Origin of the sequence: Halorubrum ezzemoulense (assembly GCF_004126515.1) — an archaeon.
Lineage (GTDB): Archaea > Halobacteriota > Halobacteria > Halobacteriales > Haloferacaceae > Halorubrum > Halorubrum ezzemoulense.
The window spans coordinates 1,500,184-1,521,499 of the sequence record NZ_CP034940.1; the positions used below are offsets into that span (position 1 = coordinate 1,500,184).

Below are 21,316 nucleotides of genomic sequence, written 5' to 3' on the forward strand. Positions count from 1 at the left end.
CGCCCGTCTACCGTCGGATTTCGGGCCTATTCCCGCGGATCTATCGCGTTCAGCGCGGCCATGTCTTCCGCCGTCAGCGACAGGTCCGCGGCCGCGAGGTTGGATTCGAGGTGGTCGACGCTCGACGTGCCTGGGATCGGGAGCGTCACGTCGGAGTGATCGAGGAGCCACGCGAGCGCAACCTGCCGCGGCGTGGCGTCGCGTCGCGCCGCGACCTCGTCGAGCGCGTCGGCGGACTCGTCGTCGTCGACCGCGTACATCGGGCCCCACGGGATGAAGCCCACGCCGCGGCCCTCGCAAGCGCGCAGCACGGCCTCGTCGTCGCGGTGGCCGACGTTGTACCGGTTCTGGACGGTCGCGATGTCGACGATGTCCGTCGCGGTCTCCAGCTGCTCGACGGTGACGTTGGAGAGCCCGACGTGCGCGATCTGCCCGGCGTCTTTCATCTCCGCGAACGCGTGGACCGACTCCGCGAAGTCGGTGTCCGGGTCCGGGCGGTGGAACTGGTAGAGGTCGATCGTGTCGGTGCCGAGGCGGTCGAGGCTACACAGGACCTGGTTCTTGAGGAAGTCCGGGTCGCCGTGGGGGAGCCAGTCGCCCTCGCGGTTGCGGAGCAGCCCGGCCTTCGAGGCGATCACCACGTCGTCGGGATCGCCGATCGCCTCGCGGATGAGCCGCTCGGAGACGCCCGGGCCGTAGGAGTCCGCGGTGTCGACGAAGTCGACGCCGAGGTCCACTGCCCGCCGGAGCACGTCCCTCGCGTCTTCCTCGTCGGCGGGCCGGCCGATGACGTCCTCGCCGGTGACCCGCATCGCGCCGAAACCGAGTCGGTCGACCGTGAACGCCCCGCCGATGTCGAACGTGTCGCGTCCGCCGCTGGTGTCGGAAGCCATGGTCCGTCCGTCTCGCGCCACGCTGAAAGCGGTAGGGGTGGCGGAAGGGGACGCGACGAACGGGCGCGGCGCGGCGCGCCGCCGCCCGTCTTGCGCCCGTCGCTACTCATAAACCGCCCCCGAGTAATCGTAGGGTATGGACGCCGAGCGCGAGGTACTCGACGTGTTGGCGCGGAACGCCCGCGAGGACATCGACGACATCGCGGCCCAGACGGGCCTCGACGCGGCGGCGGTAGCTGACGCGATCGACGCGCTGGAGGGCGACGGCGTCGTCCACGGCTACCAAGCCGTGGTCGACTGGGACCGCGTCGAGGAGGGGAAGATCCGCGCCGTCGTCGAGATCAACGTGGAACTCGACCGCGAGACGGGGTACGAGCAGGTCGCGGACCGGATCGCGAAGTTCCCCGCCGTCGACGCCTTACACCTGGTCTCGGGCGACTACGACTTCGCCGTCGAGGTGCTCGGCGAGAACATGCAGGACGTCTCCGAGTTCATCTCCGAGCAGGTCGCGCCGATGCCGGCGGTCACCCAGACCGTGACCCACTACATCATGGAGACGTACAAGGACGGCGGGATCCGGTTCGAGGACGGGGACGACGACGACCGCCTCTCCGTGTCGCCATGAGGATCTCGGACCGCGCGCGCACCCTCCCGGAGTCGGGGATCCGGAAGTTCTTCGAACTCGCTGAGGCGCGCGACGACGTGATCTCGCTGGGGGTCGGCGAGCCCGACTTCTCGGCGCCGTGGGCCGCCCGCACCGCCGCGATCGACTCGCTCGAACGCGGGAAAACGTCCTACACCGCGAACCGCGGGATGGCCGCGCTCCGCGAGCGTGTCGCCGCGCACCACGAGCGCTACGACCAGTCGTACGACCCGTCCGAAGAGGTCCTGGTCACCACCGGCGCGAGCGAGGCGGTCGACCTCGCCTTCCGCGCGCTCGTCGACCCCGGCGACACCGTGGCGGTCCACGAGCCGACGTACATCTCATACGGACCGGGGATCGAACTGGCAGGCGGCGAGCGGCTGACGGTCCCCACGCGCGCCGCGGACGATTTCGCGCTCACCCGGGAGTCGCTGGAGGCCGCGGGCGCGGCCGACGCTGACCTGCTCGTGCTGTGTTACCCGAACAATCCCACGGGCGCGACGATGACCGACGAGCAACTCGCGGAGGTCGCGGCGTTCTGCCGCGACAACGAGCTCCGCGTGGTGGCCGACGAGATATACGCCGCGCTCACGTACGGGGGCGACCACGCCTCGATCGCGACCCAGCCGGGGATGCGCGAGCGCACGGTCGTCGTCAACGGCTTCTCGAAGGCGTACGCGATGACCGGACTGCGGCTGGGGTACGCGCTGGGGCCGACCGACGCGATCGACGCGATGAACCGGATCCACCAGTACACGATGCTGTCGGCGCCGACGACGCCGCAGTACGCGGCGATCGAGGCGCTCGACCGCTGCGACGACGAAGTGTCGGAGATGGTCGAGGAGTACAACCGCCGCCGGCGGCTGGTCGTCTCCCGGTTCAACGAGCTGGGCCTCGACACCTTCGAGCCGGGCGGCGCCTTCTACGCGTTCCCCGAGTGCGGCGGGGACGACGAGGCGTTCGCCGAGGAGCTGCTGGAGGCGCAGGGCGTCGCCGTCGTCCCGGGGTCGGTCTTCGGCGAGGGCGGAGAAGGGCACCTCCGGGTGTCGTACGCGACCTCGATGCGCGAGCTGAAGGAGGCGACCGACCGGATCGCGGCATTCGTCGAAGGACGCTGAGGCCGCGGTCGCGGCGCAGTCCCCGTCGCGATACGGCCGTCGCGGGGCGCCTGACGCGCTGGTGGCACACTCGCGGCGCGTAAACGAACAACTAATTCCAAATTTATTTCTGTTCGCCAAAGATTATCACGCTCGATCCTAATGTTTGAGCCATGGAGTTCCAGCTAACCGACGAACAGAAGCAGCTGCGCGAGGAGGTACGGAAGTTCGCCGACGAGGAGATCCGACCGGTCGCGACCGAGTACGACGTCGACGAGGCGTACCCCCACGAGGTGATGGACAAGGCCGCCGACATGGGGCTGCTCGCGCCGCATGTCCCGGTCGAGTACGGCGGGATCGGCTACTCCTCGCTGGAGAACGCCATCCTCACCGAGGAGCTGTTCGCGGCCGACCCCGGGATCGGGCTCTGTATCTCGAGCGCCGGGTTCGGCGCCGAGGCGCTGATGGAGTTCGGCACCGAGGAACAGAAGGAGCGCGTCCTTCCCGAAGTGACCGCGGGCGACGCAGTGATGGGGTCGGCCATCTCCGAGCCGCAGGCCGGCTCGGACGTGACGAGCGTGACGACGCGGGCGGAGAAGGACGGTGACGAGTGGGTCATAAACGGGTCGAAGATGTGGATCACGAACGGCACCGTCGCGGACTACTTCGTCGTCGTCTGCGAGACGGACCCCGATATCGACGACCGCTACTCGGGCTACTCGCAGATCCTCGTCGAGGGCGACCGCGACGGGCTCACCCGCGACAAGATAACCGGGAAGCTCGGCATCCGCGCGAGCGACACCGCGGAGCTCCGCTTCGACGACGTGCGGGTGCCGGAGGAGAACCTGATCGGCCAGCGCGGGATGGGATTCCTCCAGCTCATGCAGTTCTTCGACGAGACGCGGACCGCGGTCGCCGCGCAGGGCGTCGGCATCGCCCGCGGCGCGGCCGAGCGCGCGCTGGAGTACGCCGAGGAGCGCGAGCAGTTCGGCCGCTCCATCTCCGACTTCCAGGCGATCAAACACAAGCTCGCGGAGATGCACACGAACACCGAGGCCGCCCGCTGGCTCACCTACCGCTCCGCGTGGGCGGTCGACAACGAGGCCGGCGACCTGACCGCGCTCGCGTCGATGGCCAAGGAGTTCGCCTCCCGGACCGCGGTCGAGGTCGCCGACGAGGCGGTCCAGATCCACGGCGGCGCCGGCTTCGTCAACGACCACGACGTCGAGCGGCTCTACCGCGACGCGAAGATCACGCAGATCTACGAGGGGACGACCGAGATCCAGAAGAACATCGTCGCCCGCGAACTGCTCGACGAGGGGGTGTGAGGGCGGCGACGGACCGCCGGTCGCCCGCGACCGACATCTAAAACCCCCGGTAGGCCTATATCGTCGGTATGAACGAGGAGGAGGCCCTCGGAGAGGGTAACGACGCGCGCTTCGAGGGCGGCGACAGGGCGGACCCGGAAGAGCGCCTCAAGCGACAGCGCGACGATCTACAGCTGCTGAACCAGGTGATGCGCCACGACATCCGCAACGATCTCCAGCTCGTCGGGGCGTACGCCGAACTGCTCGACGACCACGTCGACGAGGAGGGGCGGGAGTACCTCGACGTGATCAAGCGGAACACGCAGAGCGCCGTCTCGCTCACCACGACGGTCCGCGACCTCGCCGAAGTGATGCTCCGCGAGGACGCCGAGCCGAGCCGTGTCGCGCTCGACCGGGTCCTCTCACAGCAGGTCGAGGAGGTGCGGTCCGCGTACTCAGAGGCCGTCTTCACGGTGGAGGGCTCGTACCCGGAGGTCGAGGTCGTCGGCGACGAGATGTTGAGCTCGGTGTTCCGGAACCTCCTGCGGAACGCGGTCCAGCACAACGACGAGACCCCGCCGAAGGTGACGGTGTCGGCGACCGTCGACGAGGGCGAGGGCGTCGCCGAGGTCCGCGTCGCCGACAACGGGCCGGGGATCCCCGAAGGCCAGCGCGACGAGATATTCGGGAAGGGGGAGAAGGGCCTCGACAGCCCGGGCGCGGGGATCGGGCTGTACCTCGTCCGCTCGCTCGTCGAGATTTACGGCGGGGGCGTGTGGGTCGAGGACAACGAGCCGAGGGGCGCTGTCTTCGTCGTCAGGCTTCCGCTCTGCTCGGAGTGACCCCGCGACGCGCCGTGTCGCGGCGGCTCACTCGTCGTCGTACTCCATCGCGACCGAGTTGATGCAGAACCGCTTCCCCGTGGGCTCCGGGCCGTCGTCGAACACGTGCCCGAGGTGCGAGTCGCAGTTCGCGCACCGGACCTCGGTGCGGCGCATCCCGTGGCTGGTGTCCACCGTCGTCGTCACCGACTCCTCCTCGGCGGCGTAGAAGGCGGGCCAGCCGCAGCCGGACTCGTACTTCGTCTCGGCCTCGAACAGGACCGTGCCGCAGGCGCGACACTTGTACTCCCCGTCGTCGGGGTGGTGGTCGACGTACTCGCCGGAGAACTTCGCCTCCGTGCCGCTCTCGCGCAGCACGCGGTACTCCTCGTCGGAGAGTCGCTCGCGCCACTCGTCGTCGGTCAGCTCCGCCGGGTCGCGCTCGTCTGTCTCGCTCATACCCCCGATACGCGCCCCACGGGCAAGGGGGTTGCGACGGGCGAGCCGCGGAGAAGTTGCGGCCCGCGGCCCCAAACGGTATCCACCCGGCGGTCCGATTCGCGCCCATGGCACGCGAAGTCACGCACGAAGACCGGGGGCCGACGATACTGGACGACGACGACAAGGGGGACGACGGCCTGATCTACGTCTGTCGGTGCGGGCTCTCCGACTCGCAACCGCTCTGTGACGGCTCGCATAGGGCCACGGCCGACGAGGAAGACGGCGTCGTGTACAAGTACGAGGACGACGACGCCGACGGCGAGCGCCGCGAGGTCGACGGGATCGCGTTCGAAGATGCGTAGCGGCGGGCCGCCGAGCGCGACGGCGCCGGCGGTCAGATCACGCCCATCTCCCCGAGCCGCTCGGGGAGGTAGGTGTCGGTGACGAAGTCGAGCCCGCGGCTCGCGAGGGACTGCTGTTCGGACTTCTTGCCGATGTCGAGCTGGAGCTCGATCTGCTCTTCCCAGTAGTCCGTCTGGAACCGCGGGTCCTCCAGCTCGGATTCGAGGGCGTTGATGTCCGAGTCGGATAGCGGGTCGGAGGGGAGGTCGTACTCGACGATGTCCTCGGGCTGGATCCCGATGAACCGCGCCTCGGGCGTCGCGAGGTACTTCGAGAGATGTGCGGACTTGATCGAGCCGTACGCGACGGAGCCGTAGATCCGGTAGGACCACGGGTCGCCGTCGGTGAACACCACGACCGGGAGGTCCAGCTCGTCGCGGAAGCGCTTCGTGAGCCGGCGGGTGGCGCGGGCGGGCTGGCCGCCGAGGTGGACTACGAGGGCGTCGTGGGCCTCGTCGAACCCGTTCTCGACCAACCGGTCACGCATCCCGCCGGTCTCGACGCAGAGGACGAACTCGGCGTCGTTGTCGAGGAACTCGATGGTGTCCGGGTTGTTCGGGATCTGGTAGCCGCCCTGCCCCACGTCGAGCTGACAGTGGATCTCGCGTTCACCGCGGTTGGTCTGCTCGCGGAGGAGCAGCGGCCCCATCACCTTCGCGCCAGACTCCTCCGGGCGCATGTGGAAGTCCTCGCGGGTGACGCCCGTGACGATCTCTAAGTCCTCCACGAGGTCGTTCGACTCGTCCTGGGAGTTGAACTGCGCCTCGTCGTTGTCCCACGACTCCGACAGGTAGTACAGCTCACGCAGCGTCGACGAGCGATCGTCGTCGAGCTGGTTCGCGAGGAACTCGATCGTGTAGGCGGCTTTCAGCAGCTTGCGCGCGCCCCGCACCGAGTTCGCGCTTCGCGTCGAGGTGCGGTCGCCGTAGGTCCAGACGCCGCTCTCCTCGTCGTACTCGATGTTGCTCTTCGTCCGCGTGGGGAGCGTCATCTCCGGAATCGACCCCGCCGCGAACTGGTCGTAGAAGTCGGCGGCCAGGTCGATCAGCTCGTCTCGTGCGTCGCTTTCGGTCGTCATTAGTCGTTCACCGTGAGTTTCTCGGTCTCCACGCCGCCGACGCTGACCTCGAACTCGGGGTCGCCGTCGACCGCGTACGTCAGTTCTCGCTCGTCGCCCGAGGGGACCTCGGGCTCCCACTGGACGAACCACTCGCCGTCCATATCCACCACCGTTCCGTCGGAGAGGTCGGTCGGCTCCGTCGAGACGATGTCGGTGATCTCCAGCTCCTCGTTCACGTCCGAGTGGTTCTCGACGGTGAGCGTCACCGCCTCGCCGTTCACCTCGCGCTCGACGCTGACGTTGTTCATGATCCGCGCCAGGGCCCCGTCGATGTCGGGGCGCGGCCGGCCGGTGACCTCCGAGACCTTGTCGGCCATCTCCGGGAGGATGCGACCGAGCACGTCCTGTTTCTCCCGGCGCTGCTGCATCGAGCGCCGCTTACTGAGGAACGACTTCAGTTCGCGGGCGGCCTCCCGGACCGCGAGCTCGATCTCGTCTTCGATCTCGGGGACGTTCGCGAGCGCGTCCTTCGACTCACTCGTGAACGGGACGTTCGTGGAGGCGACGTGGATGCTGATGACGGCCGGCCCGTTCGGCATCCCCGACCCCCCGGGCTGGTCTAACCCGTAGTTGCGCCACCCGATCTGTTTTATCACGTCCGTCGTCGCGCAGGCGCCCCGCTGGTAGACGAGCGGGACGCGGTTGGCGAACCGGAGCAGCTCGACCGACCCCTCGGCGGGAATCTCGCCGCCGTACGCGATCCCGGCCTCGACGATGAACGGGTCGCCGCCGTGGACCTCGGCGTCGCGGGTCGCCGCCGCGTAGAAGTCGGCGTCGTACTCCTTCCGTAGCCCGGCCTCGACCAGCTCCGCCGTGATCGGTGCGAGACACCCGGTCGGCGGCGCGAGGATGTCCGTCGTCCGCATCGCCTCTAGGAGGTCGGCCGCGGCGTCGCGGTCGCCCGCGATCGACTTCACCTTCGGCGGGTCGTCTGGCACGGTCCGCGCCCGCGACCAGAACGCCTCGACGACGTTCTCGCGCGCGGTCTCGCCGAAGGTCGCGTCGTGCTGCTCGGCGACGAACGACGCCGCGTCCGCGACGAGGCGTTCGAGGTCGTCGCGGGTGGTCCGGAACGCGTCGCCGTCGAGGTTCTCGAACCGGCGCGCGAGCGCCTCGGCCATCGCCTGAACCGCGGCGTCGTCCTTCCGCGTCGACGTGGCCTCGTCGACCAGCGCGTACACGTCGGGGACGAGCGGGGACTCCTCGGGGTCGTCGGCCCCGCCGTCGCCGCTCGACGCCGCGGCCTCCTCGTCCGCGCCGCCGCGGCCGGTGACCGCCCGCCACCCGGCGTCGACCGCGTTCTCGCGGACGGTCCCGCCGAACGTCTTTCCGGTGTCGTCCTCGACCGTCTCCGCGACGTTGTCGACGATGTCGGCGAGCTCGGACCGGGTGATCCGGTCGTTGTTCCCGACCGTCTCGGCGACGCCCGCTGCGAAGGCGGTCGTCGCTTCCGCGCCCTTGTTGGCGACGGCCTCGGAGACCGCGCTCGCGATATCGCGGTCGTCGTGCGCTCGGGGCGGCGACCACGACAGCTCGCGGCCGTAGTACACGTCCCGGAAGTTGTCGATCACGCTGTCGGCGGTCTTCTTGCCGACCCGTGTGAACTCCTCTTGGAGGAACCCGGAGACCGAGTACGACTCGGTCGCCTCCAGCATCTTGATCAGCGTGCCGAGCTCGACGCCGTGGGGGTGCGGACGGATCTCCTCCGTCTCCGCCGGCAGCTCGTCGGTGGCGCGCTCGAACTTCATCGGCTCGTCGAGCCCCGGCTCGCGCAGTTCGAGCCGTGCGTGGGGGTTGACGACCGCGGTGTGTTTCACGTAGTCGTGGAGCTGCTGGCGGGCGCGCATGTTCGCCTCCATCTCCAGCTCGATCCGGGTCCCGTGGGGGCGGTCCCACGTCGTCTCCTCGTCGGCCTGGATCTCCGGCTCGTTCGTGTCCGTATCGATGATGAGCTCGAAGTACTGCGCCCGCGACTGGCCCTTCGGCCGCGAAGTGATCTTCGCCGGCTGGCCCGAGGTCAGCTGCGAGTACAGGACGGCCGCCGAGATCCCGATCCCCTGCTGCCCGCGGGACTGCTCGCGGGCGTGGAACCGGCTGCCGTACAGGAGCTTTCCGAACACCTTCGGAAGCTGTTCTTTCGTGATCCCAGGCCCGTTGTCCTCGATGACGAGCCGGTAGTAGTCGCCCACCTCCTCGATCTCGATGTAGATGTCGGGGAGGACGCCGGCCTCCTCGGTCGCGTCGAGGGCGTTGTCGACTGCCTCCTTGACAGCGGTGACGAGCCCCCGGGCGCCCGAGTCGAACCCGAGCATGTGTTTGTTCTTCTCGAAGAACTCGGCGATGGAGATCTCGCGCTGGCCCTCGGCCAGCTCCTCCGCGATCCCCTCCTCGTCGCCGATCGTCGACTGGAAGGACGTCATTCGGTACTCACTCCTTTCCCCGAGGCACCTAAAAACGCACCGGCGGCGCGGTGAAAGTGTATCCCCGCGGAAGAAGCCGTCTCCGACGGATGCGTGTGCCGCTCTCACGTGACAGTTCTCGGGACGCGTCTGAACTTGCTATCCCGTCGTACCGTCGGCCGCCCGGTCGTTACATTGAAATAATTTAAATTTATTGATTAATGTGGCACGGTGATGTGTCACAGACCAGCATTCGTGCCGGGAGGGAGCACCGAAATGACAGACGACGCGAGTGGCGAGGCGAACCGAGCGCGAACCACGACCCGACCGCCGGAGCCGGACCGACGGGCGGTACCCCGAGGCGCGGCCGCGACCGGCGCCGCCCTCGTCTGGGGCACGTCGACCGCCGTCGGCGAACCGAGAAGTGGGAACGGCGCCGGCGTCCGCGCTGCGGGCGGGTTCCCACCGAAGGGGATCACGACCTACGGCCGGAGCGTCGACCTCGGAAACGGCTCGGTCAGGACGTTCACCACCGAGACCCCGTCGGGCGAGCCGAAGTACCACGGCGTGGAGTTCGACCGGACGGCGCTGGAGGGCCTCCCGAACGCCGGCGAGCTCGAAGCGGCCGACCACCGGGCCGAGACCGACAAGTACCACGCGGGCGGGCAGGCGACGCAGGTCCACTTCAAGCAGTCGCTCCAGTTCTTCGTCCCGTTCCCAGCCGCGGAGCGGACGCCGTTCACGTTCCTCGGGCTCAACTGGAATCCGGGCGGCCACTTCGGCGGGGCGGGCGCGTGGCTCAAGCCGCACTTCGATATTCACTTCCACATGCTCGATCCGGCGACCGTCGACGCCGTCGACGGACCTCGACTCCCGCCGTACGACACCGGGAACGGGGAGTACGCGCCCGGCAGTCCGCAGCCGGATCCCGACGGCGAGGTGACGGAGACGCGGTTCGATTACGACCAGCTCCCCGAGGGGTACGCGCGGTCGCCCGAGCCGGTCGCCGACCAGCGGTACATCACCGACATGGGCGAACACACGGCTCCCGCGGACGCGCCGGAACTCCCGGACGGCCCGGGCGAGCCGGGGGACCCGGACGCGTTCGCGAATACGCTCATCCAAGGGTTCATCGCACCCGACGAGAGCGAGCCGCCGCGGTTAGCGTTCGTCGAACCGATGATCACGCGGGACTTCTTCAGGGGCTTCGAGGGGCGGGAGACGTACGCGGTCCCGCAGCCGGACACGTACCCGCACGCCCGACGGCACCCGACCGAGTACGCCGTCCGCGACGTTCCGTCCGCGGACGCGGTGGCCGTCGTGTTGCGCGGGTTCGAGGAGACCTGATTTCGGAGCGTCGCCGCCCCGTCCCGGGGACGCTCTCGGGCGACGGTTCGGCCGCCGACAGGTTTCTCCCCGTGACGCCCCTTCCTCCGTCCATGTCAGGATGGACGGCCGACGAGATGCCGCGGTTGGACGGGAAGACGGTGGTCGTCACCGGGGCGAACAGCGGACTCGGGTTCGAGGGGACCCGGGAGTTCGCCGCGAGGGGCGCGACCGTCGTGATGGCGTGTCGGAGCGTCGAGCGCGCCGAGGCGGCGGCCGACGAGGTCCGGGCGGACGCCAGGGGCGGCCTCGACGGCGACCTCGACGTCCGCGAGTGCGACCTCGCGTCGCTCGACTCGGTGGAGGCGTTCGTCGAGGGCCTGCGAGACGACTACGACGCCGTCGACGTGCTCTGTAACAACGCCGGCGTGATGGCGATCCCGCGTAGCGAGACCGAGGACGGCTTCGAGACGCAGTTCGGCGTCAACCACCTCGGCCACTTCGCGCTCACCGGACGGCTGTTCGACCTCCTCGACGCCGCCGAGGGGATCGGCGGTGACGCCCGCGTCGTCACGCAGTCCTCGGGGGCCCACGAGCAGGGCGAGATGGACTTCTCGGATCTCAACTGGGAGCGGTCGTACGGGAAGTGGCAGGCGTACGGACGCAGCAAGCTCTCGAACCTGCTGTTCGCCTACGAGCTCCAGCGCCGGCTCGACGCCGCGAGCGACGAGGACGGCGACCCGGGGATCCGCAGCGTCGCCTGCCACCCCGGCTACACCGACACGAACCTCCAGATGCGGACCGCCGAGGAGAGCGGGAACCCGCTGATGAAGGTCGGCATGAAGGCCGCGAACGCGGTCCTCGGGCAGGACGCCGATATCGGCGTCGAGCCGATGCTGTACGCGGCCACCGCCGACGTCGACGGCGGGGCGTACGTCGAGCCGGGCGGCCTGATGAACATGCGCGGGCACCCGACCGTCGGGCGGTCGAACGACGCCTCCTACGACCGGGACGACGCCCGGAAGCTCTGGGAGTACTCGACCGAGGCGACCGGCGTCGAGTACCCGGTGTAGGCGGTTTTCGCGCGCCGCTCGCGCGGCCGCGGCTCGCTCGGTCCGTCCCTCAGTGAAGCGTCCCGTCTCGGACGTGGGCGTCGTGCGCGAACAGCGCGTAGCCCACGTCGACCGGCCGGTAGCCCGTCTCGTCGGCGATCGCGCGGATCGGCTCGATCATCGTCACGTAGTCGGCGGCGTCGAACGACTCCTTGCGCCCGTCGAGGTAACCCAGCCGCTCCAGAGACGCCCAGACCCGCGTGTCGACGACGGCGTGCCGATCGCCGTCGAGCGCGGCCACCACGCACGACGCGGTCGCCGCTTTGAACCCGGCGAGGCCGGTGATGAGGTGGATCGACGAGAAGTCGCCGTCGACGGCGCGGGCGTTGCGCGTCACCTCGCGGCAGCGCGCCTCGGGGTTCTTCTCGACGTGGTACGCGCTCCGCGTGGACGACTCGTAGGCGATCTCGTACAGCTGATCCCGCGTCAGGTGCCCCTGCGAGCGGTACCGCTCGCCGAACTCGTCGAGCCGCTCCGGGAGGACGCCCTGCGTCTCGGCGTAGCGGTCGAGGTTCTCGGCGACGAACGCGTCGAGGTCGTCGAGGTGGCTGTTAGGGTCGTCGGCCTCCATGTAGAAAGCTCGTCGCTCGGCGAGTAAAACGGCGACGCCGCCGGCGGGAGGGAGAGACGGCGAGGGCGTCGGCCGACGGACGAACGACGGCGCCGTCGCTCGCGGTGCGTAATATACACGGAACGCGTTTCGAGAGCTGTCCGAGTTCGCCGGTAGCGGATGCCGCCGGACGAGTTACAGCCGAGTGAGGTTCGTCGCGCGCGGACCCTTGTCCGCCTCCTCGATCTCGAACTCTACCTCCTGTCCCTCCTCGAGGTCCGGGCCGCCGACGTCTTCCATGTGGAAGAACACGTCCTCGTCAGCGTCGTCAGTCTCGATGAATCCGTAGCCGCCGGTGTCGTTGAAGAAGTCGACCTTGCCTGTCGCCATCGCGGATCAACTGTCGCCCGACGAGGTGATAAGTGTTGTGTGCCGCGTTCGTGGGGATGAAATAGGGTCGAGTTCGGGCGAAGCCCCTCCGGTAGCTTCGGATTCTAAATTTCCTCCCTTCTCAGGCTTTGGTTTCGAATGGGAAAACGCACTAAGGGAGTATCCCGTAGTAGTACCCAAGATGAGTGCCAGAACGACCCACCTCGACATCACGGGGATGAGCTGCGCCAACTGCTCGGCGGCGGTCGGCGACGCCGTCGAGTCGCTGGACGGCGTCTCGCGGGCGGACGCGAACTACGCGACCGACGAGGCGAGCGTCGAGTACGACCCGGAGGCGACGTCGCTCGCGGCGATCTACGACGCGATCGAGGACGCGGGCTACGGGGCGGTCTCGGAGACGGCGACCGTCGCCATCACCGACATGTCGTGCGCGAACTGCGCGGACGCCAACCGCGACGCCCTCGAGTCCGTGCCCGGCGTCGTCGACGCCGACGTGAACTACGCGACGGACGAGGCGCAGGTCCGATACAACCCCGCCGAGACCTCGCGGGCGGCGCTGTACGACGCCGTCGAGGACGCGGGCTACTCGCCGGTCCGCGAGGACGAGGACTCGAACGGCGAGGGGGAGGACGGCGACTCCGGCGAGAGCGCGCGCGACGCGGCTCGGAACGCGGAGATCAGAAAGCAGCTTCGGCTGACGCTGTTCGGCGCCGCGCTGGCCGCGCCGCTGCTGTTCTTCATGGCCGACAAGCTCCTCCTCGGGGGCGCCGTCGTCCCGGAGCGGGTCCTCGGCGTCAAGATCGGCTGGGTCCAGTTCGCGCTCGCGACGCCGGTCCAGCTGGTGCTCGGGCGGCCGTTCTACAGGAACTCGTACAAGGCGCTCGTCACGAACGGCCGCGCCAACATGGACGTGCTGATCGCGCTGGGGTCGTCGACGGCGTACGTTTACTCCGTCGCCGTCCTCCTCGATCTGGTCGCCGGGAGCGTCTACTTCGACACGGCGGCGCTGATCCTCGTCTTCATCACGCTCGGCAACTACCTCGAAGCCCGCTCGAAGGGACAGGCCGGCAACGCGCTGCGGAAGCTCCTGGAGATGGAGGCCGACACCGCGACCCTCGTCGACGAGGACGGGACCGAGCGCGAGGTCCCGATCGACGAGGTCGCGGTCGGCGACCGGATGAAGGTCCGCCCCGGCGAGCAGATCCCGACCGACGGCGTCGTCGTCGAGGGACAGTCCGCGGTCGACGAGTCGATGGTGACCGGGGAGTCTGTCCCGGTCGAGAAGGGCGAGGGCGACGAGGTCGTCGGCTCGACGATAAACGAGAACGGCCTCCTCGTCGTCGAGGCGACGAAGGTCGGCGCGGACACCGCGCTCCAGCAGATCGTTCAGACGGTGAAGGAGGCGCAGTCCCGCCAGCCCGACATCCAGAACCTCGCGGACCGGATCTCCGCGTACTTCGTGCCCGCGGTCATCGCGAACGCGCTGTTCTGGGGCGTCGTCTGGTTCCTCTTCCCCGAGGCGCTCGCGGGCTTCGTCGACTCGCTCCCGCTGTGGGGGCAGGTCGCGGGCGGACCCGGTTCGACCGGCGGGACCATCTCGGTGTTCGAGTTCGCCGTCGTCGTGTTCGCCTCGTCGGTGCTCATCGCGTGTCCCTGCGCGCTCGGGCTCGCGACCCCGGCCGCGACGATGGTCGGGACCACCATCGGGGCGCGGAACGGCGTCCTGTTCAAGGGCGGCGACGTCCTCGAACGCGCGAAAGACGTCGACACGGTCGTGTTCGACAAGACGGGAACGCTCACGGCGGGCGAGATGGAGCTCACCGACGTGGTCGCGACCGGTGAGGTCCCCGACGGCGGCGCGGTCGCCGAGCGCGGCGACGCGGCGGCGACGGACGACGCGACGGCGACGGCCGAAGACGAGATCCTCCGGCTCGCCGCTAGCGCCGAACGCGGCAGCGAACACCCCCTCGCCCGGGCGATCGTCGACGGTGCCGAGGCGCGCGGCCTCGACCTCGGCGAGCCCGAGTCGTTCGAGAACGTCCCGGGGCACGGAGTCAGAGCCACCGTCGACGGCGACGAGGTACTCGTCGGCAACCGGAAGCTGCTGCGCGACGCCGGGATCGACCCCTCGCCCGCGGCGGACGCGATGGAGCGGCTCGAACGCGAGGGGAAGACGGCGATGCTCGTCGCGCGGGTCCCCGCCGGCGCGGGCGACGGGGAGCTCCTCGGCGTCGTCGCCGACGCGGACACGGTGAAACCGAGCGCAAAGGACGCGGTGAGCCAGCTCCGCGAGCGCGGGGTCGACGTGATGATGATCACGGGCGACAACGAGCGCACGGCCCGCGCGGTCGCAGAGCAGGTCGGCATCGACCCCGAGAACGTCCGCGCCGGCGTCCTCCCCGAGGACAAGTCCGACGCGGTCGAGGCGATCCAGAGCGACGGCCGTCGGGCGATGATGGTCGGCGACGGCGTCAACGACGCCCCCGCGCTGGCGGTCGCGTACGTCGGCACCGCGATCGGCTCCGGGACCGACGTGGCGATCGAGGCCGCCGACGTGACGCTGATGCGCGACGACCCGCTCGACGTGGTGAAGGCGATCCGCGTCTCCGACGCGACGCTCCGGAAGATCAAACAGAACCTCGTGTGGGCGCTCGGCTACAACACCGCGATGATCCCGCTCGCGTCGCTCGGGCTGCTCCAGCCCGCCCTCGCGGCCGGGGCGATGGCGTTCTCGTCGGTGTCGGTGCTGACGAACAGCCTCGCCTTCCGCCGGTACGATCCCGACGGAGACTACGCGCTCCTCGGGTTCCTGCGGCGCTGAACGCCACCGACGGTCCCTCGTCGGGCTCTCTCCCCGACTCTCTCGGCTCGCCGTCCCGAAGTCCCAAGACGGCGCGGAGCGTACGACGGCGCATGTCCACCCTCCTCGTCGTCGGCGGCAGCGGGTTCATCGGACGCGGCGTCTGTCGGTTCGCGGTCCGCGACGGCCACGAGGTCCGCAGCGTCTCGCGGGGCGGCCGCCCGGACCTCGCCGCCGACTGGGTCGACGACGTCTCGTGGACGAGCGCCGACCTCTTCCGGCCGAACGCGTGGCGCGATCGCCTCGACGGCGTCGACGCCGTGGTTCACGCCGTCGGGACCCTCACCGAGGCGCCGACCGACGGCGTGACCTTCGAGCGCGTCAACGGCGACGCGGCCCTCCTCGCGGCGCTGGAGGCGGAGCGGGCCGGCGTCGACGCGTTCGTCTTCCTCTCCGCGGCCGGGAAGCCGCCCGGCGTCCGGAACGCCTTCCTGACGGCCAAGCGACGCGCCGAGACCGGGATCGCCGACCTCGACCTCGACGCCGTCACCCTCCGACCGGGACCGGTGTACGGGGAGGGACAGCCGCACGTTCCCGGCGTGGTCGACCGCCTCCTCCGGTTCGTCGCGAGCGCGCGGCCGATCGCGTCCCGGCTCGGCGAGTCGCGGCCGCTCTCCGTGGACACGGTCGCGCGGGCGACGTACCGCGCCGCGCTGGATCCGGACGAGCGGTTACTCGACGTCGGTGATATTCGCGAACTCGCCGGGTGAACGGCGAGAGTAATCGGGCGCGTTAGCGCGCGCTCTGCTCTTTGGCGATCTCCAGCGAGATGAAGAAGCCGAAGTAGGCGGGGATCCCCGCGAGCATGAACATGTACAGCACCCACTGCGGGGCCGCCGAGAAGGCGACGTTGTACAGCGACGACGCGAGCCCGACCCACACGAGCGCGAACAGCAGGTCCTGTAACATTCCGGTGCCGTTCTCGCTGAGTACGTGCCGGGCGCGGTCGGCGACGCTCGGGTCGGTCAGCTCGTCGTCCGGCGTCTCCGCGGCGTCCGAGTCGGGCATATGGTGAGTGGCTGAGGGGGATACGTCGGTGTTGCGGAATCGCGCGGCGTCGACCGCGCGGCGAGTCGATCCGTCCGTCGGCGAGGAACCGAACCTCGGGGTTCAGTCCTCGTCGAGGTAGTCGACGACGAGGACGGGGACGTGCGTCGAGCGCAGGGTACGCTCCGTGACGCTGCCGAGCAGGGCGCGGCGGACACCCGCGCGGCCGTGGCTCCCCATCACGATGATGTCGATATCGTGATTCTCGGCGTAGTCGGCGATCACCTTGTGGGGTCGCCCGCCCGCGACGTGTTCGACGACGTCGACGTCGCGCTCGGCGCCACGGTCGGCGACGACGCCGGTCGCCGCTTCGGCCTGTTCTTTCAGCTCGTCCATCTCGTCGAACCGACCCTGCTTGATTCGGTCCACCTGTTCGGTCCCGAGGCTGATGTTCACGGAGTCGATGTCGACGACGTACAGCGCGTGGACCTCGGCGTCGTACTTCTCCGCGAGGTCGAGGGCGTGGTCGACCGCTGCCTCCGCGACGTCGCTGCCGTCGGTGGGAACGAGGATGCGGTCGTACATTATCGCTCCTCCTCCGTCGTCTCGTCGTCAACTGCGCGACCACCGTCCGTCGCGACGTCTTCACCGCCGTCGGCGACCACGTCCTCGGCGGTCTGCTGTTGCCCCATCGGTTCGGGGCTGTGACACTGGCGCACCATCCGCTTGGTCTCCAATGGCGGTTCCGGCGTCGCCATCGAGACGACAATCGTGACGAGGAACACGAGCGGCGTTCCGATTAAAGCAGCGCCGATCGGCGGGACGTACTGGGCGTAGATCGGGACGATCGCCTGTCCGGAGCCACCGGCGATGTCGGCGAGGAAGCCCAGGTAGGCGGGCAGGACGCTGTTGATGATCGAAGTGATCCACAGCAGGAGACCGACGGACATCCCGGCCAAGGCCCCCTGGCGGTTGGTGTTCTCCCACCAGAGCCCGAGGAAGAACATCGGGAACAGCACGGTGCCGGCGAGCGAGAACGCGTAGGCGACGAGTTCACCGATGAGCGCCGGCGGGTTGAACGCGGTGACGGTGACCAGGGCGCCGATGCCGATGATGGTCGCCCGCCCGATGAGCACCTGCTGGCGCTGGGTCGCGTCGGGGTTGATGAGCTCCGAGTAAATGTCGTGTGCGACGGCCGAAGAGGCCGTGATGAACAGTCCGGCGGTCGTCGCGATGGCCGCGGCCATCCCGCCGGCGGCGACGAGGCCGACGAACCAGCGCGGCAGGCTCGCGAACTGGGCGGCCAGCACGACGATAACGTCCCCTTCCGCGCCGGACATCGCCTGTTGGCCGCTGTAGACGGCGTCCGGGGAGAGGTTGTTGACCGCGGCGAACAGGTCGACGCCGAAGGCGGCCATCGCCGGCGCGGCCCAGTACAGGAGCATGATGAAGAACAGCCCCGAGACCGTCGACCACCGGGCCGTGCGCTCGTTTTTGACCGTGTAGAACCGGACCAAGACGTGCGGGAGTCCGCAGGTCCCGACGATGAGCGAGAACGCCGTCGCGACCCAGAGGTAGTAGCTGTTCCCGCCGATGAACGGTTCGGAGAACTGCCGGCTGAGTTCGCTGAACAGGGTGCCGTACTCGATCTGCGGGAGTATGGTGGAGTAGCCCTGTGAGAAGCCGACGACGTAGACGCCCGCGAGGAACGCGATGATGAGGATAACGTACTGGACGGCCATGTTCTTCGTCGCGCCCAGCATTCCGGAGAGCGCGAGGTACCCGACCGTTATGGTCATCATCACGACGATCATCGGGACGATGTCGAGCCCGAAGACGTACTGGCCGACGAGCCCCATCCCGCGGGCCTGGCCCACGGAGTAGACGTACGCGATGAGCAGCGTCGTGAACGCGGCCAGCGCGCGTGCCATCGGGGAGTTGAACCGGTCCGCGACGAAGTCCGGCGCAGTGTACTTCCCGAACCGGCGCATTTGCGCCGCGAGGAAGATGAGCAGGACGAAGTACCCGGTGGTCCAGCCGACGATGAACGCCAGCCCGTAGAATCCGGACAGCGCGACTAGCCCCGCGAGGCCGAGATACGAGGCGGCCGACATCCAGTTGGCGCCGATCGCCATCCCGTTCTCGATGTTGCCGATACCCCGGCCGGCGACCCACATGCCCTCGGCGTCCGCCACCTTGAACACGAACCCGATGACGAGGAACGAGGCCATCATCAGGAAGACGATGATCGCCGGGAGGAGCTTGAACGAGATGTCGAGCGCCTCGGCTTGAAGCGGGGCCATCATCCCTGCTGCCCCCCGTCGTCGACGCTCCCGGAGTCCGCGGGCTCCGCGGCGGTGTGTTCGATGCCGTACTTATCGTCCAACTTGTCGCGCTGACGGGCGTAGACGGCCGCCAAGACGAGGGCGCTCGTCGGCGCTCCGAAGGCGACGAGGAAGTAGTGGAGGGGGAACCCGAGCACCGGTACCGTCGTCGTCGTCATCGGCCCCGGAGCGAGCATCGTCAGTGTCACCGGGCCGAAGACGGCAAGCGCCCAGACGATGAATCCGGTCCAGACGATCCTGAGATGGTCCCGCATGTACGCGGTGCTCGGTTTCAGCAGGTTCACCTCTTCGCTGAGGTAGTCGGTGTCCCTGTGCGTCTGTGCGGCTCCGGCAGAGGCGACGCCCCCGTCGGTGGCCGCGTCGTCGGATGCGCGGCCCCCGTCGGTGACCGCGTCGTCGGATGCGCGGCCCCCGTCGGTGACCGCGTCGTCCCGTTCGCGTGAGGTATTATCTGTCATGTTTTGGCGTGAGTCGTGAGTTTGTTTATCTGAGTTTTTCGTGATAGTTGCCGTCGCGTCGTCCGTCGTGGTCGTGGCTGAGACGGATCGAAAACGGTGCGCCGAGCGCTACTCGGCGTCGGCCTTCTGTTGGATCTCCTCGACGATCTCGGGGTTCCGAAGCGTGCTCGTGTTCCCGAGCTCCTTGCCGTCGGCGATGTTCTCCAGCAGGCGGCGCATGATCTTCCCGGATCGGGTCTTCGGCAGGTCGGGCGTGAACACGACCTGCTCGGGTCGGGCGATCGGGCCGATGGCGTCTTCGACGCCCGCGACGATCGCGTCGCGGAGCTCGTCGTCGCCCTCGTAGCCGTCCTCGGTCGTCACGTAGGCGTACACCGCCTCGCCCTTGATGTCGTGATTGCCGCCGACGACGGCCGCCTCCGCCACCCCTTCGACCCCGACGATGGCGGACTCGATCTCCATCGTCCCCAGCCGGTGGCCGGAGACGTTGAGCACGTCGTCCACGCGGCCGAGGACGGTAATGTAGCCGTCCTCGTCGATCTTCGCCCCGTCCTCCGGGAAGTACACCCAGTCGTCGGGGTCGTCGCTGTCGGTGTCGGAGTACTCCGCCCAGTACTCCTCGATGTAGCGCTCGTCGTTGTTGTACAGCGTCCGGAGCATGCCGGGCCACGGCTTCTGTACCGTGAGGTACCCCGCCTTCCCGGGCTCGACCTCCTCGCCGAGCGTGTCGAGTATCTGAACGTCAAGCCCCGGCAGCGGCGGTCCCGCGGCGCCGGGCTTCATGTCCTTGACGCCGGGCAGCGTGGTCACCATCATCCCGCCGGTCTCGGTCTGCCACCACGTGTCCACGATCGGGCACTCCTCGTCCCCGATGTGCTGGTAGTACCACTTCCACGCGCGCGGGTTGATCGGCTCGCCGACCGTGCCGAGCAGGCGCAGCGAGGAGAGGTCGTGGCGGTCGGGGTACTCGGCGCCCCACTTCATGAACGCGCGGATCGCCGTGGGCGCCGTGTACAGCTGGGTCGCCTCGTACTCCTCGACGATCTCCCAGAGCCGGTCCTGCTCGGGGTGATCGGGCGTCCCCTCGTACATCATCGTCGTCGTGCCGAGCGAGAGCGGCCCGTAGACGATGTAGGAGTGACCGGTGATCCACCCGATGTCGGCCGAGCAGAAGTACGTGTCATCCGGCTTGATGTCGAGGACGGACTGCGAGGTCCACGACACCCACGAGAGGTACCCGCCGGTCGTGTGTTTCACGCCCTTCGGCTTTCCGGTGGTTCCCGAGGTGTACATCAGGAACAGCATGTCCTCGGCGTCCCGGGTGACGGGCTCGACCTCGGCGCCCTCGTGGGCCGCGACGAGGTCGCCGTAGTCGAGCTGGTCGCCGCCGAGGTCGTGACCGAAGTCGTCGCCGTTCGGCCCGAGCCGGTCGACGACGACGGTCGTGGTGTCGTAGTCGACGCCCGCGAGCCCCTCGTTCGCCTTGTCGAGGTGGTCGAGCGGGTCGCCGCGGCGGTAGTAGCCGTCGCAGGTGACGAGGTACTCCGACTCCGCGGCGTTCATCCGCGTCGCGAGCGCGTCGGCCGAGAACCCGGCGAACACGACGCTGTGGGGCGCGCCGATGCGAGCGCACGCCAGCATCGCGATCGGCAGCTCCGGGATCATCGGCATGTACATCGTGACCACGTCGTCCTCCTCGACGCCCTGCTCCCGAAGGGCGGCGGCGAACTCGTTCACCTCGCGGTGGAGCTCCTCGTAGGTGTACGAGCGGTCGTCCTCGTCGACGGGCTCGCCGACCCACTCGATGGCGACCTCGTCGCCGCGGTCGTCGAGGTGTCGGTCGAGGCAGTTCGCCGACGCGTTCAGCTCGCCGCCGGTGAACCACTCGTAGAACGGCGGATCGTCGTCGTCGAGCACCCGGTCGTAGTCGGTTTCCCACTCCAGCAGGTCGGCGGCCGTCTCCCAACACTCCGGCCAGTTCTCCTCGAACTCCTCGTATATCTCCGGGTCGGAGACGTTCGCCTGCTCGACGAACGACTCCGACGGCTCGAACACCTCTTGCTCCGCTAATCTCGCTTCCAGTTGGCCGTCTCCCTCTGTCATGGTACGGTCGTATCCAACCAATATCACCATATAAACGCTGACGCTAAATACGAAAAATCGTG

Annotated in this window: 20 protein-coding genes; 9 read left to right on the plus strand and 11 right to left on the minus strand. The window is 68.7% G+C overall.

Features of this window, described 5'->3' with window-relative positions; genetic code table 11:
- Nucleotides 1-26 precede the first annotated feature (26 nt).
- Nucleotides 27-893: an aldo/keto reductase gene (locus EO776_RS07475; protein WP_049929597.1), complete on the minus strand. Its 867-nt coding sequence runs from the start codon at nucleotides 891-893 to the stop codon at nucleotides 27-29.
- A 136-nt stretch (nucleotides 894-1,029) separates the two neighbouring features.
- Between EO776_RS07475 and EO776_RS07480 the strand changes: the two genes are divergently transcribed.
- The 4 genes from EO776_RS07480 (at nucleotide 1,030) to EO776_RS07495 (ending at nucleotide 4,782) form a co-directional block, all read left to right on the plus strand.
- Nucleotides 1,030-1,518 carry an Lrp/AsnC family transcriptional regulator gene (locus EO776_RS07480; RefSeq protein ID WP_049929596.1) on the plus strand — a complete coding sequence of 163 codons (489 nt, stop codon included), beginning with the start codon at nucleotides 1,030-1,032 and terminating at the stop codon, nucleotides 1,516-1,518.
- Nucleotides 1,515-2,654, plus strand: a complete 1,140-nt coding sequence (locus tag EO776_RS07485; protein ID WP_094519790.1) for a pyridoxal phosphate-dependent aminotransferase — start codon at nucleotides 1,515-1,517, stop codon at nucleotides 2,652-2,654. Before EO776_RS07480 ends, EO776_RS07485 begins: the two co-directional genes overlap by 4 nt.
- Before the next feature lie 152 nt (nucleotides 2,655-2,806).
- A complete protein-coding gene (locus EO776_RS07490; RefSeq protein ID WP_094519789.1) occupies nucleotides 2,807-3,961 on the plus strand; it encodes an acyl-CoA dehydrogenase family protein in 1,155 nt (384 codons plus the stop codon).
- Between the two features lie 68 nt (nucleotides 3,962-4,029).
- The gene (locus EO776_RS07495) at nucleotides 4,030-4,782 is read left to right on the plus strand and encodes a sensor histidine kinase (protein WP_089307668.1); all 753 of its coding nucleotides are present in this window, start codon (nucleotides 4,030-4,032) and stop codon (nucleotides 4,780-4,782) included.
- A gap of 27 nt (nucleotides 4,783-4,809) precedes the next feature.
- Here the strand turns inward: EO776_RS07495 and msrB are convergent, their stop codons facing one another.
- On the minus strand, nucleotides 4,810-5,220 hold the full coding sequence (gene msrB, locus EO776_RS07500) for a peptide-methionine (R)-S-oxide reductase MsrB (RefSeq protein WP_049929592.1): 411 nt from the start codon (nucleotides 5,218-5,220) through the stop codon (nucleotides 4,810-4,812).
- A 107-nt stretch (nucleotides 5,221-5,327) separates the two neighbouring features.
- On the opposite strand from msrB, the gene EO776_RS07505 reads away from it, so the two are divergent.
- A complete protein-coding gene (locus EO776_RS07505) occupies nucleotides 5,328-5,564 on the plus strand; it encodes a CDGSH iron-sulfur domain-containing protein (RefSeq protein WP_094519788.1) in 237 nt (78 codons plus the stop codon).
- Between the two features lie 32 nt (nucleotides 5,565-5,596).
- Here EO776_RS07505 and EO776_RS07510 read toward each other — a convergent pair whose 3' ends face one another.
- The gene (locus tag EO776_RS07510; RefSeq protein WP_049929589.1) at nucleotides 5,597-6,682 is read right to left on the minus strand and encodes a DNA topoisomerase IV subunit A; all 1,086 of its coding nucleotides are present in this window, start codon (nucleotides 6,680-6,682) and stop codon (nucleotides 5,597-5,599) included.
- A complete protein-coding gene (locus EO776_RS07515) occupies nucleotides 6,682-9,144 on the minus strand; it encodes a DNA topoisomerase VI subunit B (RefSeq protein ID WP_100050455.1) in 2,463 nt (820 codons plus the stop codon). The genes EO776_RS07510 and EO776_RS07515 overlap by 1 nt, the downstream gene beginning before the upstream one ends.
- Nucleotides 9,145-9,399: 255 nt before the next feature.
- Here EO776_RS07515 and EO776_RS07520 point away from each other — a divergent pair, with 255 nt between their 5' ends.
- Together EO776_RS07520 and EO776_RS07525 are read left to right on the plus strand one after the other, a co-directional pair.
- Entirely contained in the window at nucleotides 9,400-10,470 is a 1,071-nt protein-coding gene (locus EO776_RS07520) for a hypothetical protein (protein WP_100050456.1), read from the plus strand.
- A 92-nt stretch (nucleotides 10,471-10,562) separates the two neighbouring features.
- Nucleotides 10,563-11,522: an oxidoreductase gene (locus tag EO776_RS07525; protein ID WP_094579796.1), complete on the plus strand. Its 960-nt coding sequence runs from the start codon at nucleotides 10,563-10,565 to the stop codon at nucleotides 11,520-11,522.
- Between the two features lie 49 nt (nucleotides 11,523-11,571).
- Here EO776_RS07525 and EO776_RS07530 read toward each other — a convergent pair whose 3' ends face one another.
- Both EO776_RS07530 and EO776_RS07535 read right to left on the minus strand, forming a co-directional pair.
- A complete protein-coding gene (locus EO776_RS07530) occupies nucleotides 11,572-12,132 on the minus strand; it encodes a hypothetical protein (protein WP_049929586.1) in 561 nt (186 codons plus the stop codon).
- Between the two features lie 174 nt (nucleotides 12,133-12,306).
- Complete coding sequence (locus EO776_RS07535; protein WP_004045866.1) at nucleotides 12,307-12,501, minus strand: cold-shock protein; 195 nt, start codon at nucleotides 12,499-12,501, stop codon at nucleotides 12,307-12,309.
- A 181-nt stretch (nucleotides 12,502-12,682) separates the two neighbouring features.
- Between EO776_RS07535 and EO776_RS07540 the strand changes: the two genes are divergently transcribed.
- Nucleotides 12,683-15,322, plus strand: coding sequence for a heavy metal translocating P-type ATPase (locus EO776_RS07540; RefSeq protein WP_094579797.1), 2,640 nt, complete (start codon nucleotides 12,683-12,685; stop codon nucleotides 15,320-15,322).
- A gap of 92 nt (nucleotides 15,323-15,414) precedes the next feature.
- The gene (locus tag EO776_RS07545; protein ID WP_089307663.1) at nucleotides 15,415-16,071 is read left to right on the plus strand and encodes an NAD-dependent epimerase/dehydratase family protein; all 657 of its coding nucleotides are present in this window, start codon (nucleotides 15,415-15,417) and stop codon (nucleotides 16,069-16,071) included.
- A gap of 22 nt (nucleotides 16,072-16,093) precedes the next feature.
- Here EO776_RS07545 and EO776_RS07550 read toward each other — a convergent pair whose 3' ends face one another.
- The 5 genes from EO776_RS07550 to acs form a co-directional block, all read right to left on the minus strand.
- Nucleotides 16,094-16,369 carry a hypothetical protein gene (locus EO776_RS07550; RefSeq protein ID WP_089307662.1) on the minus strand — a complete coding sequence of 92 codons (276 nt, stop codon included), beginning with the start codon at nucleotides 16,367-16,369 and terminating at the stop codon, nucleotides 16,094-16,096.
- A 102-nt stretch (nucleotides 16,370-16,471) separates the two neighbouring features.
- Entirely contained in the window at nucleotides 16,472-16,933 is a 462-nt protein-coding gene (locus tag EO776_RS07555) for a universal stress protein (RefSeq protein ID WP_086215797.1), read from the minus strand.
- Nucleotides 16,933-18,654 carry a sodium:solute symporter family transporter gene (locus EO776_RS07560; RefSeq protein ID WP_094495573.1) on the minus strand — a complete coding sequence of 574 codons (1,722 nt, stop codon included), beginning with the start codon at nucleotides 18,652-18,654 and terminating at the stop codon, nucleotides 16,933-16,935. Before EO776_RS07560 ends, EO776_RS07555 begins: the two co-directional genes overlap by 1 nt.
- On the minus strand, nucleotides 18,651-19,151 hold the full coding sequence (locus tag EO776_RS07565; RefSeq protein WP_094519783.1) for a DUF4212 domain-containing protein: 501 nt from the start codon (nucleotides 19,149-19,151) through the stop codon (nucleotides 18,651-18,653). The genes EO776_RS07560 and EO776_RS07565 overlap by 4 nt, the downstream gene beginning before the upstream one ends.
- A 108-nt stretch (nucleotides 19,152-19,259) precedes the next feature.
- Nucleotides 19,260-21,254, minus strand: coding sequence for an acetate--CoA ligase (acs, locus tag EO776_RS07570; RefSeq protein ID WP_100050458.1), 1,995 nt, complete (start codon nucleotides 21,252-21,254; stop codon nucleotides 19,260-19,262).
- Nucleotides 21,255-21,316 lie beyond the last annotated feature (62 nt).

Excerpts from the sequence above, each read along its gene's own strand:
- EO776_RS07560 (WP_094495573.1), bottom strand. The coding sequence starts at position 18,654 with ATGATGGCCCCGCTTCAAGCCGAGGCGCTCGACATCTCGTTCAAGCTC.
- msrB (WP_049929592.1), bottom strand. The coding sequence starts at position 5,220 with ATGAGCGAGACAGACGAGCGCGACCCGGCGGAGCTGACCGACGACGAG.
- EO776_RS07535 (WP_004045866.1), bottom strand. The coding sequence starts at position 12,501 with ATGGCGACAGGCAAGGTCGACTTCTTCAACGACACCGGCGGCTACGGA.
- EO776_RS07545 (WP_089307663.1), top strand. The coding sequence starts at position 15,415 with ATGTCCACCCTCCTCGTCGTCGGCGGCAGCGGGTTCATCGGACGCGGC.
- EO776_RS07525 (WP_094579796.1), top strand. The coding sequence starts at position 10,563 with ATGTCAGGATGGACGGCCGACGAGATGCCGCGGTTGGACGGGAAGACG.
- EO776_RS07490 (WP_094519789.1), top strand. The coding sequence starts at position 2,807 with ATGGAGTTCCAGCTAACCGACGAACAGAAGCAGCTGCGCGAGGAGGTA.
- EO776_RS07515 (WP_100050455.1), bottom strand. The coding sequence starts at position 9,144 with ATGACGTCCTTCCAGTCGACGATCGGCGACGAGGAGGGGATCGCGGAG.
- acs (WP_100050458.1), bottom strand. The coding sequence starts at position 21,254 with ATGACAGAGGGAGACGGCCAACTGGAAGCGAGATTAGCGGAGCAAGAG.
- EO776_RS07495 (WP_089307668.1), top strand. The coding sequence starts at position 4,030 with ATGAACGAGGAGGAGGCCCTCGGAGAGGGTAACGACGCGCGCTTCGAG.
- EO776_RS07530 (WP_049929586.1), bottom strand. The coding sequence starts at position 12,132 with ATGGAGGCCGACGACCCTAACAGCCACCTCGACGACCTCGACGCGTTC.
- EO776_RS07480 (WP_049929596.1), top strand. The coding sequence starts at position 1,030 with ATGGACGCCGAGCGCGAGGTACTCGACGTGTTGGCGCGGAACGCCCGC.
- EO776_RS07510 (WP_049929589.1), bottom strand. The coding sequence starts at position 6,682 with ATGACGACCGAAAGCGACGCACGAGACGAGCTGATCGACCTGGCCGCC.
- EO776_RS07520 (WP_100050456.1), top strand. The coding sequence starts at position 9,400 with ATGACAGACGACGCGAGTGGCGAGGCGAACCGAGCGCGAACCACGACC.
- EO776_RS07565 (WP_094519783.1), bottom strand. The coding sequence starts at position 19,151 with ATGACAGATAATACCTCACGCGAACGGGACGACGCGGTCACCGACGGG.
- EO776_RS07505 (WP_094519788.1), top strand. The coding sequence starts at position 5,328 with ATGGCACGCGAAGTCACGCACGAAGACCGGGGGCCGACGATACTGGAC.
- EO776_RS07555 (WP_086215797.1), bottom strand. The coding sequence starts at position 16,933 with ATGTACGACCGCATCCTCGTTCCCACCGACGGCAGCGACGTCGCGGAG.
- EO776_RS07485 (WP_094519790.1), top strand. The coding sequence starts at position 1,515 with ATGAGGATCTCGGACCGCGCGCGCACCCTCCCGGAGTCGGGGATCCGG.
- EO776_RS07540 (WP_094579797.1), top strand. The coding sequence starts at position 12,683 with ATGAGTGCCAGAACGACCCACCTCGACATCACGGGGATGAGCTGCGCC.
- EO776_RS07550 (WP_089307662.1), bottom strand. The coding sequence starts at position 16,369 with ATGCCCGACTCGGACGCCGCGGAGACGCCGGACGACGAGCTGACCGAC.
- EO776_RS07475 (WP_049929597.1), bottom strand. The coding sequence starts at position 893 with ATGGCTTCCGACACCAGCGGCGGACGCGACACGTTCGACATCGGCGGG.